The organism is Candidatus Poribacteria bacterium, assembly GCA_021295715.1.
In the GTDB taxonomy this organism is placed as follows: Bacteria; Poribacteria; WGA-4E; order WGA-4E; family WGA-3G; genus WGA-3G.
Map to the genome: position 1 here is coordinate 85617 of JAGWBV010000012.1, position 15234 is coordinate 100850.

Annotated in this window: 14 protein-coding genes; 12 read left to right on the forward strand and 2 right to left on the reverse strand. The window is 49.3% G+C overall.

Going from position 1 to position 15234, the window contains the following annotated elements; all coding sequences use genetic code 11:
* Positions 1 to 2: 2 nt before the first annotated feature.
* Positions 3 to 593, reverse strand: coding sequence for a hypothetical protein (locus J4G07_05565; GenBank protein ID MCE2413452.1), 591 nt, complete (start codon positions 591 to 593; stop codon positions 3 to 5).
* Positions 594 to 902: 309 nt separating this feature from the next.
* On the opposite strand from J4G07_05565, the gene J4G07_05570 reads away from it, so the two are divergent.
* The 9 genes from J4G07_05570 to J4G07_05610 all read left to right on the forward strand — a co-directional run bounded on the left by J4G07_05570 (position 903) and on the right by J4G07_05610 (position 10401).
* Positions 903 to 3479, forward strand: coding sequence for a tetratricopeptide repeat protein (locus J4G07_05570; GenBank protein MCE2413453.1), 2577 nt, complete (start codon positions 903 to 905; stop codon positions 3477 to 3479).
* Between the two features lie 395 nt (positions 3480 to 3874).
* Positions 3875 to 4228, forward strand: a complete 354-nt coding sequence (locus tag J4G07_05575; protein ID MCE2413454.1) for a hypothetical protein — start codon at positions 3875 to 3877, stop codon at positions 4226 to 4228.
* 301 nt (positions 4229 to 4529) lie between these two features.
* Positions 4530 to 5075, forward strand: coding sequence for a translation initiation factor IF-3 (gene infC / locus J4G07_05580; GenBank protein ID MCE2413455.1), 546 nt, complete (start codon positions 4530 to 4532; stop codon positions 5073 to 5075).
* A 159-nt stretch (positions 5076 to 5234) separates the two neighbouring features.
* Positions 5235 to 5429 (forward strand): 50S ribosomal protein L35, encoded by a 195-nt coding sequence (rpmI, locus tag J4G07_05585; GenBank protein MCE2413456.1) that lies wholly within the window; start codon positions 5235 to 5237, stop codon positions 5427 to 5429.
* Positions 5430 to 5526: 97 nt separating this feature from the next.
* Positions 5527 to 5874, forward strand: coding sequence for a 50S ribosomal protein L20 (gene rplT / locus J4G07_05590; GenBank protein ID MCE2413457.1), 348 nt, complete (start codon positions 5527 to 5529; stop codon positions 5872 to 5874).
* Positions 5875 to 6011: 137 nt separating this feature from the next.
* Positions 6012 to 7028, forward strand: coding sequence for a phenylalanine--tRNA ligase subunit alpha (pheS, locus tag J4G07_05595; protein ID MCE2413458.1), 1017 nt, complete (start codon positions 6012 to 6014; stop codon positions 7026 to 7028).
* Between the two features lie 111 nt (positions 7029 to 7139).
* Entirely contained in the window at positions 7140 to 8021 is an 882-nt protein-coding gene (locus J4G07_05600; GenBank protein MCE2413459.1) for a formylglycine-generating enzyme family protein, read from the forward strand.
* A 34-nt stretch (positions 8022 to 8055) separates the two neighbouring features.
* Positions 8056 to 9705 (forward strand): CRTAC1 family protein, encoded by a 1650-nt coding sequence (locus J4G07_05605; protein MCE2413460.1) that lies wholly within the window; start codon positions 8056 to 8058, stop codon positions 9703 to 9705.
* A gap of 339 nt (positions 9706 to 10044) precedes the next feature.
* Positions 10045 to 10401: a hypothetical protein gene (locus tag J4G07_05610; GenBank protein ID MCE2413461.1), complete on the forward strand. Its 357-nt coding sequence runs from the start codon at positions 10045 to 10047 to the stop codon at positions 10399 to 10401.
* On the opposite strand, the gene J4G07_05615 is transcribed toward J4G07_05610, so the two are convergent.
* The gene (locus J4G07_05615) at positions 10376 to 11767 is read right to left on the reverse strand and encodes a hypothetical protein (protein MCE2413462.1); all 1392 of its coding nucleotides are present in this window, start codon (positions 11765 to 11767) and stop codon (positions 10376 to 10378) included. The genes J4G07_05610 and J4G07_05615 overlap by 26 nt on opposite strands.
* A 365-nt stretch (positions 11768 to 12132) precedes the next feature.
* Here J4G07_05615 and J4G07_05620 point away from each other — a divergent pair, with 365 nt between their 5' ends.
* The 3 genes from J4G07_05620 to J4G07_05630 all read left to right on the forward strand — a co-directional run.
* On the forward strand, positions 12133 to 13371 hold the full coding sequence (locus J4G07_05620) for an aminotransferase class V-fold PLP-dependent enzyme (GenBank protein ID MCE2413463.1): 1239 nt from the start codon (positions 12133 to 12135) through the stop codon (positions 13369 to 13371).
* Positions 13372 to 13535: 164 nt separating this feature from the next.
* Positions 13536 to 14813, forward strand: a complete 1278-nt coding sequence (locus tag J4G07_05625) for an ankyrin repeat domain-containing protein (protein MCE2413464.1) — start codon at positions 13536 to 13538, stop codon at positions 14811 to 14813.
* A gap of 254 nt (positions 14814 to 15067) precedes the next feature.
* Positions 15068 to 15234: Rieske (2Fe-2S) protein (locus J4G07_05630; GenBank protein MCE2413465.1), on the forward strand; the 167-nt coding region annotated here is incomplete at its 3' end.

Consider the following 15234-nt stretch of genomic DNA (forward strand, 5'->3'; position numbering starts at 1 on the left):
TGTTAGACGGCGTTACGGTAGGAGTACGCCAGTAACAGTTTGATCTCTTCCGCCTGTACCTGTTGCAAGAAGCGGGTTACATCCGAGTCGGTGTCGCCTTCGGCGGCTTGGCACCAATCAATAAACTGGTAAGAATCCCAATTTTCTTGCGCCGCGACAGTCTCTCCGATCTCTGTGAGTGCGTCCGATGGGTTCGCTGTTTCTTTGAAAAGTGTGAGTGCGCTTTCACGGAGTGCTGGGAAGATCGGGTGTGTCCCGACTCTGCCGAACCAATACTTGGAATTGGGGTAATCCGGTTCGCGGCGATGCATGATGCCGTGCCAGTAGCTGCCTGTCTGATCCGCTAATCCCTGTGAGATCGTATGCGATTCATCCAATGCGTCGTTCCACAGAAGTAAACCGCTTTTAATGGCTTCACCAAACGTCGTATTTTTCAATGATTCTCCGTCGAAAAGATCGTCGAGGGATGCCGCTTCCAAAGTATCCGTCAGTTCACTGTTCCACGCTTTCTGTGGCACGAGTGTCGGGAGCGGGTTACCCGTTTCTAATTTTTCGATAACTTCGGCGATTGCTGATGTATATGTTGCGTTCATAGGAAACTCCTTAAGATCCAAATGGGTCTAATTTGAAAGTAATTTACCATCTTTTGCGAAATAAATCAAGCGTTTTCAGATTTTTCCCAAAGAGGTCGCGGCATCCTACACCAATTTTTTTGACCGTTTCTTTCAGATATGCTATTATCGTTAACCTGAGTTGCCACCTTTGTAGCATAATCTTTTAGATTGTGCCTGTGGGTGTGCAAACTGAAAGTTTACGCTACAAAATCTCATTTAAAAGTGATGTCTTCCTGTAGGATTTCTGATAGTGACATTTCGATCACGTCCAAACGAGGATATTGTGTTATGCAAGTGGGAACACTCTATACCTTTTTCATCGTTGCGTGCATAGTCGTTGGTTTCATAGCACAAGCAACGGCGCAAAATCCTGCCGATACTGAGATAGCGACAGCCGTATCGGGGGATTACTTCGACCAGGTCACACTATTTTCCGATGGCAGGATCACGCGTTTTACACAGATGCCGATTCGTGTCCACATCTCGCCTACTCTCAAAGTTTTGCCCTATCTTGCCGAGATCCGTTACGCCATGCGCACTTGGGAGATTGCATCCAACGGGAAAATCCGTTTTGAAGAGACCGAGGTGTTGGAGCAAGCAGACATCGGCGTTACTTCAATTGCCAGCGGTCGCCTGAAACTATTAGATACGCCGCTCGGCAGTGCCGAATTAGTGCGGCTTAATGATACTCGTCAGTATATTAGCCATCAGCCATCGGTTTCTACCAACAGTCAGGAAAGAAACCGTAGGAACGGGGTCGCCTCGTCTGCAGTCGTCAGCAATCAGTCTGGAAGCCGACAGCCGACAGCCGACAGCCGATACCCCGATAGCCAATTCGCAGTAGAGGTTATTCTGGTATTAGAAAGTGATGACAGCATCGGTGAACTCTCACAGGAAGAGATGCGGACGGTATGCCTGCATGAATTCGGGCACGCCATCGGGCTGTGGGGGCATAGTCCAGATGATGCGGATGTCTGTCACGCGCTGGCAACGGCACAACATCCAACGCATCGCGATATCAACACCTTGCTGAGGCTCTACAACACACCGATCGATACACCGCAACACGAGATCGCTATTGAGGTTATAAAGAAAGAACTCCAAACCAATCCAAGACAAGCACGGACGCACTATCTGCTCGGGGCAGTCTACTTTGACAAAGGCGATATGACACTCGCAATCGCCAGTTTCCAAGAGTGCCTCGGTATCGATCCTAATTTTGAACCGGCGAGGCAGAGACTGATTCAAGCTTACCAAAAGACAGGACAGTCGCCCCAAGCGATCCGTTTGGTTGAACAGAGCGTGAGAAGCCAGCAAAGAGACCGTTCGTTCCGTGAAAGTGCTGATTCCTATAACTACCTCGGCACACTCTATTATCGTCAAGGCGATGTTGGCAAGGCAATACAAGCGTTCGAGAGTGCGCTTGAACGCTCACCGCACCACAAAGCCGCGAAACGGAATCTACACCAACTCCTACGCCAAAAAGCATTCAACGCTCTGGAGCGGAAAGCTTTTGACGAGGCGACCGCATATTTTCAGAGAGCCGTCCATCTCGATCCACAGAACGCTACCTCGTATCGGCTTATGGCGGACGGATATGCCCATGTTTCTCAGTTTTCCAAAGCGATCACACATTACCAAAAGGCGTTAGAAATCGCCCCGGACGATGCGGAGGCGCGGGAGAACCTCGTCCAGAGTTATAATAACTACGGTGTGACGCTCCGGAATAACAGTGAATGGGATGCGGCAATTCTCGCCTATCGGAACGCTTTGAAACTACAACCGACCTATCAACTCGCGAGAACTAACCTCAGCGATGTCCTTTGGCAAAAGGCGAATGCACATCGGCAATCGGGACATGCCACCGAGGCAATCGGGACATATCTTGAGTTGCAGAAACTCCATCCAGACGATACGATGCTCGCCAGTCTGCTTGGGGAACTGTATCTCAAGACACGAAATTATCAGGCGGCGATTTCGGCGTTTCATAAGGTCTACACGACACTGCCTACCGACTCACAGGCGCGGCATAACCTCATCGCTGCGTATCAACAGTATGCACAAGCCTTGAGAAATCGGAGAGATTACAGGACCGCGGTGGTGCAGCTGCGGAAGGCGGTGGACCTCTTTCCGACTGGCATCAATCTCCGTTTGAGTTTGGCGCAAGCGTATCAACACATAGGAAAATATGAACAAGCACGGGGCGAATTGGAACGGATTTTGGTGGACGCGCCTAACAATGCAAACGCAAGAAAAGAACTCGTGAACCTCCAGATCCGTCGTGGAAATGCCCTGATGAATCGGAAGAAATACGCAGCAGCGGTCACTGTGTTTGAAGCGATTCCGGCATCTGAGAAAACTATAGATATGCACAACATGATCGGGTATCTCTATCTTGTTCAGAATGAGCATCTGAGCGCGTTGGCGACTTTTGAAACTGTGCTCACCAAACATCCGAGGAATACCGTCGCGTATCAAAATTTACTCTCGATTGAATCGCAGCTCGATCTGGTGCTTGACAAAGCGAAAACGGCAGCCGTTCCAGCACCGAATGCCGATGATATTTCCTCAGACGCTGATGTCGAAACCACTAAGCCCGATCCGATAGCAGAGAAACTCTCCCGCGTGCGGTGTGTGCTTGCGCGCTGTTTAATGGACCGCAAACAACCCAAAAATGCGATGGAGAAATATCGACAGGCATTGCAAGCGAAACCTTATACACCAGAATTACAAACTCTGCTTATTGGCACTGGCAGACAACTCGCCAACCAGTTTCGTGAAAGAGACGATGGCAACAGCAGTGAAACGATTCTGCGCTGGGTAGAGGAATTGGATAACGATGGCGAAGAGACGCTCGAACCGTAATCCACTAAGGTGTTCACCATTTAGATAATTACGCAGAGATTTACGATATGCGCATAAGGCGTGGTGGTTCTTGGATACGCGGTGGAGCCAACTTAGAGGTTCATAGCCGAGGCAGTATGGGTGCTGCAGGGACTTCCCGTGAGGTTGGTTTCCGTTGTGTAAGCGGAGCAGCATCAAATTAACCCAATTCACACTTGATTAGGTTTCATGCAGAGTCATATTAGATATTTCGGTAATTCCATAACCATATTCGGGGCGGTTAGAAACCGCTCCTACCGAATTAAATACTTGAACTTCATCTAACCTTGTCTTCTGACTGTTGGTTGCTATTTAATCTGAAGGATGGTAAAATTACAAACACTCATCAAGGATGTACGGCATAGATTGGACAGAACATGGGAACTGCCTTTAAAAAAGCCTTCATGGTTTTCATCGGTTTTATTGTCGTTTTGGTTGGCATTTTGATTGGTGTCATTCAGCACTTCTCCCAATGGTCGCTGCCAGAGACGATACAGATGGTAGACTTTCCAGGGATGTTAGTAGCGGTTTTAGGCGCGTGCCTCCTGGGTTTGGTCAGTATTGCGTTAACCTTCTATTTGGCACGTGCCTGGATAAGCGAACAGCCGGAACTGGGTGAGCGGATTCTCCGTCTCGCGCTCGCAGTCAGCATCAGTTTTATTGTTGTTTTCGGGGGATTGGCAGGTGGATTGATTGTTCTACGGACTTTATGGACAATCGGCTTTTTTTAACTTGCATTTCCGTTACCGATATGGTATAATTAATTAATTCATTCGGGCAATATTGCGAATCGCGCATGTGGCGTGCTTGGCAAGTTCGAGTCGGTAGGACATTTGTTTCTCCTTTGGGATTGACGGAGAATCAGAATTAAATGTACCTACACATGGATACAGAACGTTTGTAAACAGAGTTATCTTGTATACCGAAGCGCAACGAATGCGTTGTTCGCTTCCGTTTCTATATAAGCTTGTAAGCGATGCCTATAGGCTTGCAAGCGGCGCACTGCAGCGCCTTGACTTGGGGGTGTGAAAAATACACTACAAAGGCAGACGTAATCAGAGGACGAAGGAAAGACAGAGTCGTTCCAATTATCAGATTCGAGCCAAAGAAATTTTACTGATAGATCACGAGAACAAGCATCTGGGGGTCATGACGCCCCGCGATGCAATGAAACTTGCGGAAGAAGTTGGATTGGATTTGGTAGAAGTTTCACCGAATGCCAAGCCTCCCGTTTGTAAGATCATGGACTACGGGAAGTATCAGTATGAGAAAAACAAGCGCGCACGCGAGGCTCGGAAAAAGCAATCGAAAGTTGTCCTGAAAGGAATGCAGTTCCGTCCTGATACCGCGGAGCACGACTACCAGTTCAAGAAACGGCATGTCGAAGATTTCTTGAAAAATGGGTGGAAGGTTCGTGCAACCGTTCGGTTCCGAGGACGCGAGATGCTTCATACCGATCTTGGTAGAAGTTTACTTTCACGGCTCAAAGACGATTTGGAAGAGATTGCCGATGTGGAACAACCACCGCGGATGGAAACCCGCATCATGTCAATGATCCTCTCACCGAAATCTGTGTAATGTTTTTGTCGTCAGCCGAAGCACGCCATCCCGATGATCGGGGTCGCGTGACTTCCGAAGCACATGTGTTTCCTCTTGTAATTTTTCGTAGAGGTTGCCTCTGGGTTACGACATTTTTTCGCTCTTTTTGTAGGAGTGATACTTCTCAAGGATATTTTTATGCCAAAAATGAAAACGCATAAGGGTGCGGCAAAACGTTTCAAGTTCACATCGAAAGGCAAAATCCGTCGCAATCGCGCATACGCAGGACACCTGTTCATTTCTAAGTCAGCGAAACAGAAACGCAGATTGCGGCAGGCAACTCTTGTCCATCCGAGCAACGTGAAACGCTTGAAACGCCTCATTCATCAATAGAAGTGAATGCCCGGCATCTATGATAATAACAACACGTATCCGGGCAAATTGTAGACCCGATCGCCGATAGCACCGACGGTCGTGATAGGAGTTTTAAATGGCACGAGTAAAAACAGGAAGTGTGCGACGCAAACGCCGTAACCGGATACTCAAACATTCTAAAGGTTATCGCGGGGGTCGGAATAATCTCAAACGTACCGCTAAAGAAGCGGTAGAGAAGGGATGGAACCACGCCTACGCACACCGACGCGCACGCAAACGCGATTTCCGACGACTCTGGATCGCAAGAATTAACGCCGCCGCTAGGTTGCACGGACTCACCTACAGTCGATTCATACATGGGCTTAAAGCCGCGGGTATTGAACTCGACCGAAAAGTCCTTGCCGACATCGCCGTGAAGGACGAAGCCGGTTTCGGGCAGCTCGTCACCCTCGCAAAAGGTTAGGTGTAGGTTTGATCCTCTTTTCTTGATAGATGCCTATTGCTTTCGTCCTGATAAAGAAATTAACCTTTGTGGGACAAAGTGACAGGCATTTTTTGTTGATAGATATTTTCCTAATCTCCGCAAGGTAAAATTAAAAAATGAAAGCAGAATTGCAAGCGATTCAAGCCGAGGCACTTGAGGCTTTAAAAGCAGTGAAAACCCCAGACGCGCTTGAGTCGCTCCGAATCACATATTTTGGACGTAGAGGAAAACTCACCGATGTCATGAAGGGCATGGGGAAACTTTCCAAAGAGGAGCGTCCGATAATTGGCAAACTCGCAAATGAGGTGCGTGCCACGCTCACAGAGGCGTTTGAAGCCGCGATGCAGACCCTGCATCGTCAGCAACAGGAACAGCAACTTGAATCGGAAGCCGTTGACATCACACTTCCCGGACGGAAACCTGCTTACGGGAAGGCGCATCCCATCATGCAAACGTTAGAGCGGATTGAAGCGATTTTCGGTCAAATGGGGTTCCAAGTGGTAACGGGACCCGACATTGAGACCGAGTATTACAACTTCGATGCGTTGAATACACCTGCTGATCACCCCGCTCGCGACTTACACGATACCTTTTATCTAACTGATGGACACCTTTTACGCACCCATACCTCACCCGTTCAGATCCGAGCGATGGAGAATCAGAAACCACCGATCCGAATTATCGTGCCGGGGAAATGTTATCGCGTGGACTATGACGTATCGCACACGCCGATGTTCCATCAAATAGAAGGCTTGCTCGTTGATACGCACGCCACCTTTAGCGAGCTCAAGGGGGTTTTGACCTCCTTTGCCCAGCAAATGTTCGGTGACCAGACACAGATGCGTTTCCGTCCGCACTTCTTCCCTTTCACGGAACCGAGTGCGGAGATGGATATCTCTTGTACCGTCTGTCAAGGAAAAGGGTGTCGGAGTTGTGGCGGCACAGGATGGGTTGAGATCATGGGAGCGGGTGCTGTTGATCCGGCGGTGTTTGAAGCCGTGAACTACGATCCGGATGAGGTTACGGGATTCGCCTTCGGGATGGGGGTAGAAAGGATCGCGAACCTCCAGTTCCGCATCCCGGACATCCGCGTTCTCTACGAAAACGATCTCCGTTTCCTACGCCAATTCTAATTCGGCTGTCAGGGCGTTCGCTACGCTCACTTTCGGTTGTCAGCAGTCAGGAAAGAGATTCTATTTCTGAAAGCCGACTGCTAATAAAGGGTTTCCACGCAGAGGATTTTGATGAAACGCGCCTGTTTTACAATTCTCGTCCTGACTCTTATTCTCCGTAACAATTTCGCTATTTCCGAAGTTGGCACTGCTGCCCAACAGGTCATCGCGACTATAGAATGGGTCTCAATTCCCGAAGGCACCTTCCTGATGGGCTCAACCCGCGAAGAGGCGAAAGCCGCCTATGAGGACGCGAAATTGCGGAGTTCCATGCTGGAACAACACACCTTTGACGCTGAGCTGCCACGACACGCAGTCTACCTGAGCCCTTACGAAATATCGCGGTATGAAATCACCAATGCGCAGTACCGCGCTTTCATTGAGGCAACGAACCGTCCGACACCACGCGGGCACAACGGTGAGGAAACGTGGGCGGATGAGACACTCAACGGCGACACGCAACCCGTTGTCGGTGTGACATGGTTTGACGCGCAAGCGTTTGCGGAATGGATTGGTGGAAGCCTACCGACCGAAGCGCAATGGGAGCGGGTAGCGCGTGGAGTAGAGGGACGGGCATACCCGTGGGGAGATACACCGCCAAAAGCGCGCCAACACGCCAACTTCGCACGCCGTTACAATCGTCCGATGCCGGTGGGTCAGTTCCCGAAGGGAGAATCTCCGAACGGTATCGCCGACCTTGCCGGAAATGTATGGGAATGGTGCCTCGATGAATACAGTCCAACCTTCTATCAACAGCATAACGGTGGTACTTCCCAAAATCCGATCAATCTCAGATTCCGAGATATGCTACGCGCGAGAGTCATTCGAGGCGGCGCGTGGGACGTAGGGAGAGCGTTCCTCCGTTCAAGTTTACGGTTTAAATTTTATCCATTAGATTCAACACATACAATCGGATTTCGGGTCGTTCGTCCGCGTCCAGAAATAAAAGAATAGCCTTCCCATGACCATGTTCCAACGGAAATACGACTTGCCTCACCTTTTGTCCTTCATACTACAGATCTTTCTCCTTCTCATGTTTTCACCACTCGGTAGTGCTGCCCCCTATTTTCGAGATGTGACTGATGCAATGGGACTTGACTTTCAGCACATCAACGGATTTTCTGCGGAACGCCGACTTGTGGAAACCATGGGTAGCGGTGGCGCGCTCTTTGACTTCGACAACGACAGAGATTTGGATCTCTATCTCGTTCAAGGCAATTCGCTCTCATCATCCGCGGCATCATCATCCACAAACCGCCTCTATCGAAACGATGCGGGTGTTTTCGTTGACATCACGACCTCCGCAAACGTCGGTGATATCGGCTATGGTCTCGGTGCTGTCGCCGCGGATTATGATTCTGACGGGTATCGCGACCTATACGTGACAAATTTAGGAGAAAATGTTCTCTACCGGAACAATGGAGACGGCACGTTTACCGATGTAACCGGACACGCACAGGTAGGCTGTCCGTTGTTGAGTGCGAGTGCTGCATTCGCTGATATTGATCGGGATGGCGACTTGGATCTCTACGTGTGTAACTATGTCGAATACAGTTTGGAGACCGATATTCCGTGCCGTTACAAAAATAGTCTACGTATCTACTGCGGTCCCAATGAATATCACGGCATCGCCGATGTGCTTTATCGAAACAATGGCGATGGCACGTTCACAGACATAACGAAATCTGCAGGAGTCTATGAACCGACGACGCGTGGTCTTGGTATCGTTTTCACGGACGTGAACAACGACGGGTGGGTGGACATCTACGTCGCAAACGATATGTCTCCGAATACACTTTTCATCAATCAAGGGGACGGCACTTTTCGAGAGGAGGGTGTGCTTCGCGGCGTTGCTTACAACGGTGACGGTATAGCAAACGGCTCAATGGGCATAGACGCTGGCGACTATGACAACGATGGCGATATCGACCTTTGGGTATCCAATTTTGCATTGGAGGCGAACTGCCTCATGCAGAACGATGGCGACGGATATTTCGAGGATGTAACGTTTGACACAAACCTCGCCGATCCTTCTTTCTATTCGCTCGGTTTCGGCACCCGCTTCATCGACTTTGATAACGACGGTTGGTTAGATCTGCTCGTCGGGAATGGACATATCTGGGACAACGTGGAACAAATTGACACGAAACAGAGTTACGCGCAGCCCGTGCAACTGTTTCACAATCAAGGGGGCGCGGCGCAAAACCACATCGGCTTCACCGAGATTACCGCTGAAGCGGGGCTGGATAAAACACCTTACGTCGTCCGCGGGATGCTCTTTGGGGATATAGATGCAGATGGCGATGTGGACGTTGTGCTTTGTCAATCCAACCGTCCTGCAGTCATTCTCAGCAATGAAATCGGCAGTGAGAACGCATGGCTAACAGTGAAATTGATAGGGGCAGACGGCAATACGGATGCAATCGGCGCGCAGGTTCAGTTGGAAGTAGGCGGTATAAATCTCTTAAGGGAAGTTATCTGTGGCGCAAGCTACCTGTCGGGCAACGATCTGTGTCTCACCTTTGGGTTAGGAAATGCATTGCAGATAAACAATTTACAGATCAGATGGCACAACGGGACTGTTCAGCAGTTAAGTCAGGTACCAATCCGTCAGATTGTCACATTTTCGCAGGATTGACACTTTTCGCTGTTGATACTATAATGAATGGGGTGGAATTAGCGGGCACCAATTATGGTAAAGTCTATAGTTACTTGGGCCTTACGAGGAGGCGAGGATACAATCCTCGCCAGCGGCGGTGGGGGTTCGTTCCGTAAATAAATGCCCACATATTTTCGGGCTTTACCATAGTAGTCAGTTAAGAGGTGTCCCGTAAACCCAAAACGGTAGCCTGCAACAATACGCAGAAATACTTTCTTCGCATTGGATTTTAGCGTTTGCAAAAACACGCAGGCGGATGGAAAGAACACACGCAAAAGTTCTAATGACCATTGTTCTCCCGCAAGGTAAATTAAAAACATGAAAATCGTTGAAGAAAGAGAAGCGTGGATTCACACGCACTTCATCCTTGATAGTTTTTTTGTCACTGAACAGGAACGCCGGCAAATCTCTATCAGCGTTGAACCGGAGCTGATGCATCTCGGACTCCAATACGGGCTGACGTATGACATCGCGCCTTCAAAGCATCGCGCCATCATCGTTCTTGAATGTATACCCTTCGATCCGGTCAAAGCGGAAATTAAAAAACTGATTAACGATGTCATCAAAGATTTTCCGGTCCGACTCCCTGAACAACGGAACGTTGTTACCAATATTACTGTTGCTGACCGAGAGACAGAAATGACCGATATTAGTGACCAAGTCCCAGTGCAGTAAGAACTTGCGTGCCGACGGTGCCATCGGTGATATTGAAAATTGCGGGAAACTCGTCTCGCCAACCGTCATTGGCACTCGGACAAAATTGGCGGGCATTGCCTTCAATAGCCGTTACACCGGGAATCCGTGCAGCAAGTCCCGCGGAGTGTAAAAATGAGGCACCCGGACACGTTAGATCCTGTACAGCGAGGAACATACCGTATCCTGCAGCAGCTGCCCCCATCAGCAATGCTTGAGATTGCCCTTTACACGCCTTGAGTGCCACACCGGAATACCCTTGCTCGCGTGCTAACAGAAAGGTCTCAAAATCGGTCAGCGATTCGTCGATGACTACCGGTTTTATCTCGGCGGCTTTGTGCATCTTGTTTTCCGGGTGCGACTTCAGATCCCGATCTGTCGGTTGCTCAATGTAGGCAAGGCGTTGGAATGCATTGCGCTCTGCTTCTTGAATTCGGCTGAGAAATTCCAATAGATATTCAACATTTTGACAGGTCTCGTTGAAATCAGCGGAGTAGTGCCACGTCTCAACACCGCGTTTCGCTTGTGTTTCGGCGGTAACTTTGTCGATTGCGAGAACACGTGCGACATCCCACGCCAAGTCGTCGCCATTCAGTTTAATTTTCAGATGCGTCAGTCCGTCAGCAACGATCCATTCGGGAAGCGTTTCGGGGAGACCGTCATTGAGGCGTTCTGGGATATCGGCGTCGGTGAGTGGATCCAGCGCACCAACGAGATGATAGAGTGGCATATTCGGCTTCGGTTGGCGTGCCGTATATTGGTCGAGATATTGTCCGGTAAACCGTTCATTCAAACTTTTGTCGAGCAAGTTTTGGCTTGCAAGCGGTGCCAAAAAATGCGACAGATCCGCCTCGATGAAGTCTTTGCTCAGCCCGTCGTAACTGTTAATCCCGTTTGCTTTGCCGAACGCGTCATGGATTGCTGCGTCAATCGGACTTGTCGTAACGACAGTGCAGAGTTTCGGCATCGGCGATGCGAGTTGCATAGTGTCGGACAAATCATCGGCGATTTTTAAGAATTCTGGCTCAAGCACTTCAGAAAGTTCAAGCGGGTGTGCGCAGAGTGTGCAATCCTGTGTTGCCGCTACCGCCAATTCGGCGAGTTTTTTCATCGCTGCGAGGCTCTGCTCAAAAGGCGCGTAGCGTGGTGGAAACGCCCAGACGTTACCGAGCGGCATGGAGCCTTTTCCTTCTGCCTCTTTGCCGTCGCGCGTCTGAACTTGCATGCGAACGTTAAAGAGGACGCAGTGGTCCGTCGGTACGCCACCGAACTTGAGTGGCGTGCGGTATTGGTGTTCTTCAAAATCGTAATGAACGTCAAGGATACGGATATCTGTCGGTTTTGTCATAATTTTTAATTTTCCCTTGCGGATTTTTAATTTTCCCTTGCAGAGAAACAAGGGTTGTGGAACTATGGAATCCATGTCTTATATCCGCCTGCGCCGTTGTTGCAGGCTACCGTCTTGGTGATAAAATTCAAGATAACGCAAAATGTGTAGTCCGTAATGGAATGAAGGGATTTTTTGCGAATCAACGCTGAATGCGCGTGTTGCCTCGCAGTGAGAGTCAGCGGGGTGTTTCTTCAGATTTAAGGGAGGCACGTTCAAGATTCAAATTCCCGTCGTTTCTCCGTAAGGTAAGTTTAAAAAATTTCCGACGGTATGTCAAGCAATTTCTTTGCTCCTTATACTGCAACCAAATGGAGGTTTTGTCAATGGCACACAACGCAAAAGTCCAAAAACTCACTTCACTTCTCGATAAACATCAATTCTATCGTGACACCTGTCTCAATCTCATTGCTTCAGAGAACACGCCTTCGCCGTTGGTGGAAGAACTTTTTGACGAACGGTTGGCACGGCGGTATGGGAATTATTCTGGTGTTGACATCTACCAACGGAATTACAAAGGCAACCGCTACATCGCTGAAATAGAGGGGTACACGCAGGCGTTAGCAAAGGAACTTTTCGGCGCGGCGCATGTCGATTTTCGACCATTGTCAGGGAACATCTCAGGGATTGCAACGACGTTTGCATTGGCAAAGCCCGGCGATACGGCATTAGAGGTTCATAACGGACACCACTATGCCCAAAAACTTCTCTCCTCACCACTGAAGATAGAACTGCAGTCGATTCCGATTCCGTGGGACGGACGACGTTCAAACATCGATCTTGAAGCGACGCTTGAACTCATTGCGAAACACAAACCCAGTATCGTCAATATCGGCTCTGGTGTATTTCTCTTCCCGCAACCCGTCCGCGAGTTGAAAAATGCGATGCGCCAAGCGAATCCAGATGCCTACCTCATCTATGATGCCTCACACGTCATTGGACTTATCGCGGGTCGACGCTTTCAATCGCCGTTTGATGAGGGCGCGGATGTTATCATTTCCAGCACGCATAAAACGCTTGCGGGACCGCAGGGCGGAATGGTTTTAACGAACGATGCCTCCATCGCTGAGCGAGTTGCGAGGGGTGTTTATCCCTTGTTGATGAGCAATCATCATCTCAATCGACTTCCAGCGTTGGCGGGGACATTTATAGAGTGGATGGAATGCGGTAAGGCGCAAGCAGATGCGATTGTTACGAATGCGAAAGCACTCGGACAAGCGTTAGCGGAACGCGGTGTTCCGATGCTCGGTGCCGAACTCGGTTTCACGGAGTCGCATACCTTGATACTAATTGTAGATAAGTATGGGGAAGGCGGTGCTCTCGCAAACCACTTGGAAGCGTGCCATATTATTGCAGGTGCGGCGGGATTATCGCCGGAGGTCGGCACATCTGGATTGCGTATGGGTGTTCAAGAGGTTACACGATGGGGCATGACCCCGACGGACGCGCCAGACATCGCGGAATGTATTGTCGCAGCACTCTCAGGTGGCACTCCTGAGGAACTCAAGCCGAAGGTCGCAGAAGTCGCGCGCCGATTTGACAGGATCCAGTTCACCGTCGATTAAGAACAACGTATAAATAGAGTAGGATTTGACCCTGATTCACCGCTGGCGAGGTTTCCTAACCTCGCCAAATGCTTTAAATTGTTTTTACTTGACACTTAATAACTTGATATGATATAATAGTCAAATCACATTAAGCAAAATACGTATACAAAAAGGAAATATTTGTGAATAATAGGCAAACCTTTATTACAGCCGTACGAGATGGGGACGTAGATACCGTCAAGCACCTACTGGCGACTGACAAAATAATCGCTTCACAAATCGACGCGCCCTTGTTCAGTTTCGATGCCCCTGCGATCGTATTTGCCGCCGCCTCTGGCAACCATGAACTCGTTGAAGTTCTGCTTGACGCTGGCGCGGATATCGATGTCAAGAGCAGTTGGTGGGCAGGTGGCACCTCGGCGTTGCAGCATGCCGCTGGTGCTATGCTAAACTACGACAAGGAACTCGCCGAGTATCTGATTGAGCGAGGGGCGACGGTTGACGCGCACGCCGCCGCAGGATTGGACATGTCCGAAAAGCTTGCCGAGCTGATTCGCGAGGATCCTGAAGTCGTCAACGCACTGGGATGTGACGGAATGTCTCCACTCCATTTCGCCGCGACACCCCGAATCGCTGAACTCCTTCTTACCCACGGTGCCGATATAAACCTACGAGACCGCGACCACAACGGCACGCCAGCACAATGGACGGTGAGAAGACGGGCTGAGGTGTGCCGTTATCTCCTTGAACAGGGCGCCGAGGCGGATATTGTCCTCTATTGTGCCATGGGTGATGTTGAATGCGCAAAGGCGGAATTTGAAAAAAATCCCGAACTCCTCAAGCTCCGAATTAATGTGAAATCCCCTAAGGGGTACATTATACCACCATTGAAATCGACGGATCTTGACGGCAAACAAACGGATGAAGTTCCCGGTGGACACGTCTATGCCTATCAGGTCGGGCCTACCATGCCGCTGCTTGAGGTAGCACTCCAAGCTAAGCAGTCGGCAATCGTTGATCTGCTCATTGACGCAGGTTATGAGATCAACTTGCGGGATTGGTATGTGCTTGTTGGGCAGGGACCGAAGCGGTTTGATACATTGGTGAAAGGGTTTCTTGCCAAAGGTTGGGAAATCAACGCGCGTCAGAGGCATCGGCATGGCATGTGGGCACCCTTACATTGGGTGGCGCAACGCGGTCTGACCGCTGGTGTCCTGTGTCTGTTAGAAAACGGTGCGAATCCGAATATAGCCGATGACAAGGGACGGACCCCGATGCATATCATCGCCCAGAAAGGGGTTGGGAAAAATCAGATGCAGTTGCTCATAGAACACGGCGGCGACATTAACGTCCGCGATGCGGACGACAAAACGCCACTCGACTACGCGCAAATAGCCAAGAAAAAATCCGTTAAAAATTTCCTCACAGAATATGCAAATCAGGCAGAGAAAAGCGTTTAATTTTGACGGAATATTTTGTAACACTTGTCTATTTTTTTCGTGTATTTCATTGAGAAATACCTCCCAAAAATTAGTTTTTTAAGACAGGAGAAATTGAGAGGTAAAACTCAATAAATTGCGTGTGATATAGCGTAATAACAGCGTTTAACGAAGATAATATGCGCACAATTGACTCTAAAAGTTTCAATGACATCAGACATCATTTTTCTTTTAAAGTTTTAGTTACCGAATGAAATTAGGAGGAAGATAAGATCATGGAGCATCAAACACAAAACTGGGTGAAAGTCGCTGAGTTAAGTGAGGTTTCTGAAGGACAACCGAAAGCGGTTCAGATGGGAGAAGGGCGTAGCATTGCCCTTTTCAATGTTGACGGAAAAATTTACGCGACCGATAACCAGTGTCCACACATGGGGTATCCACT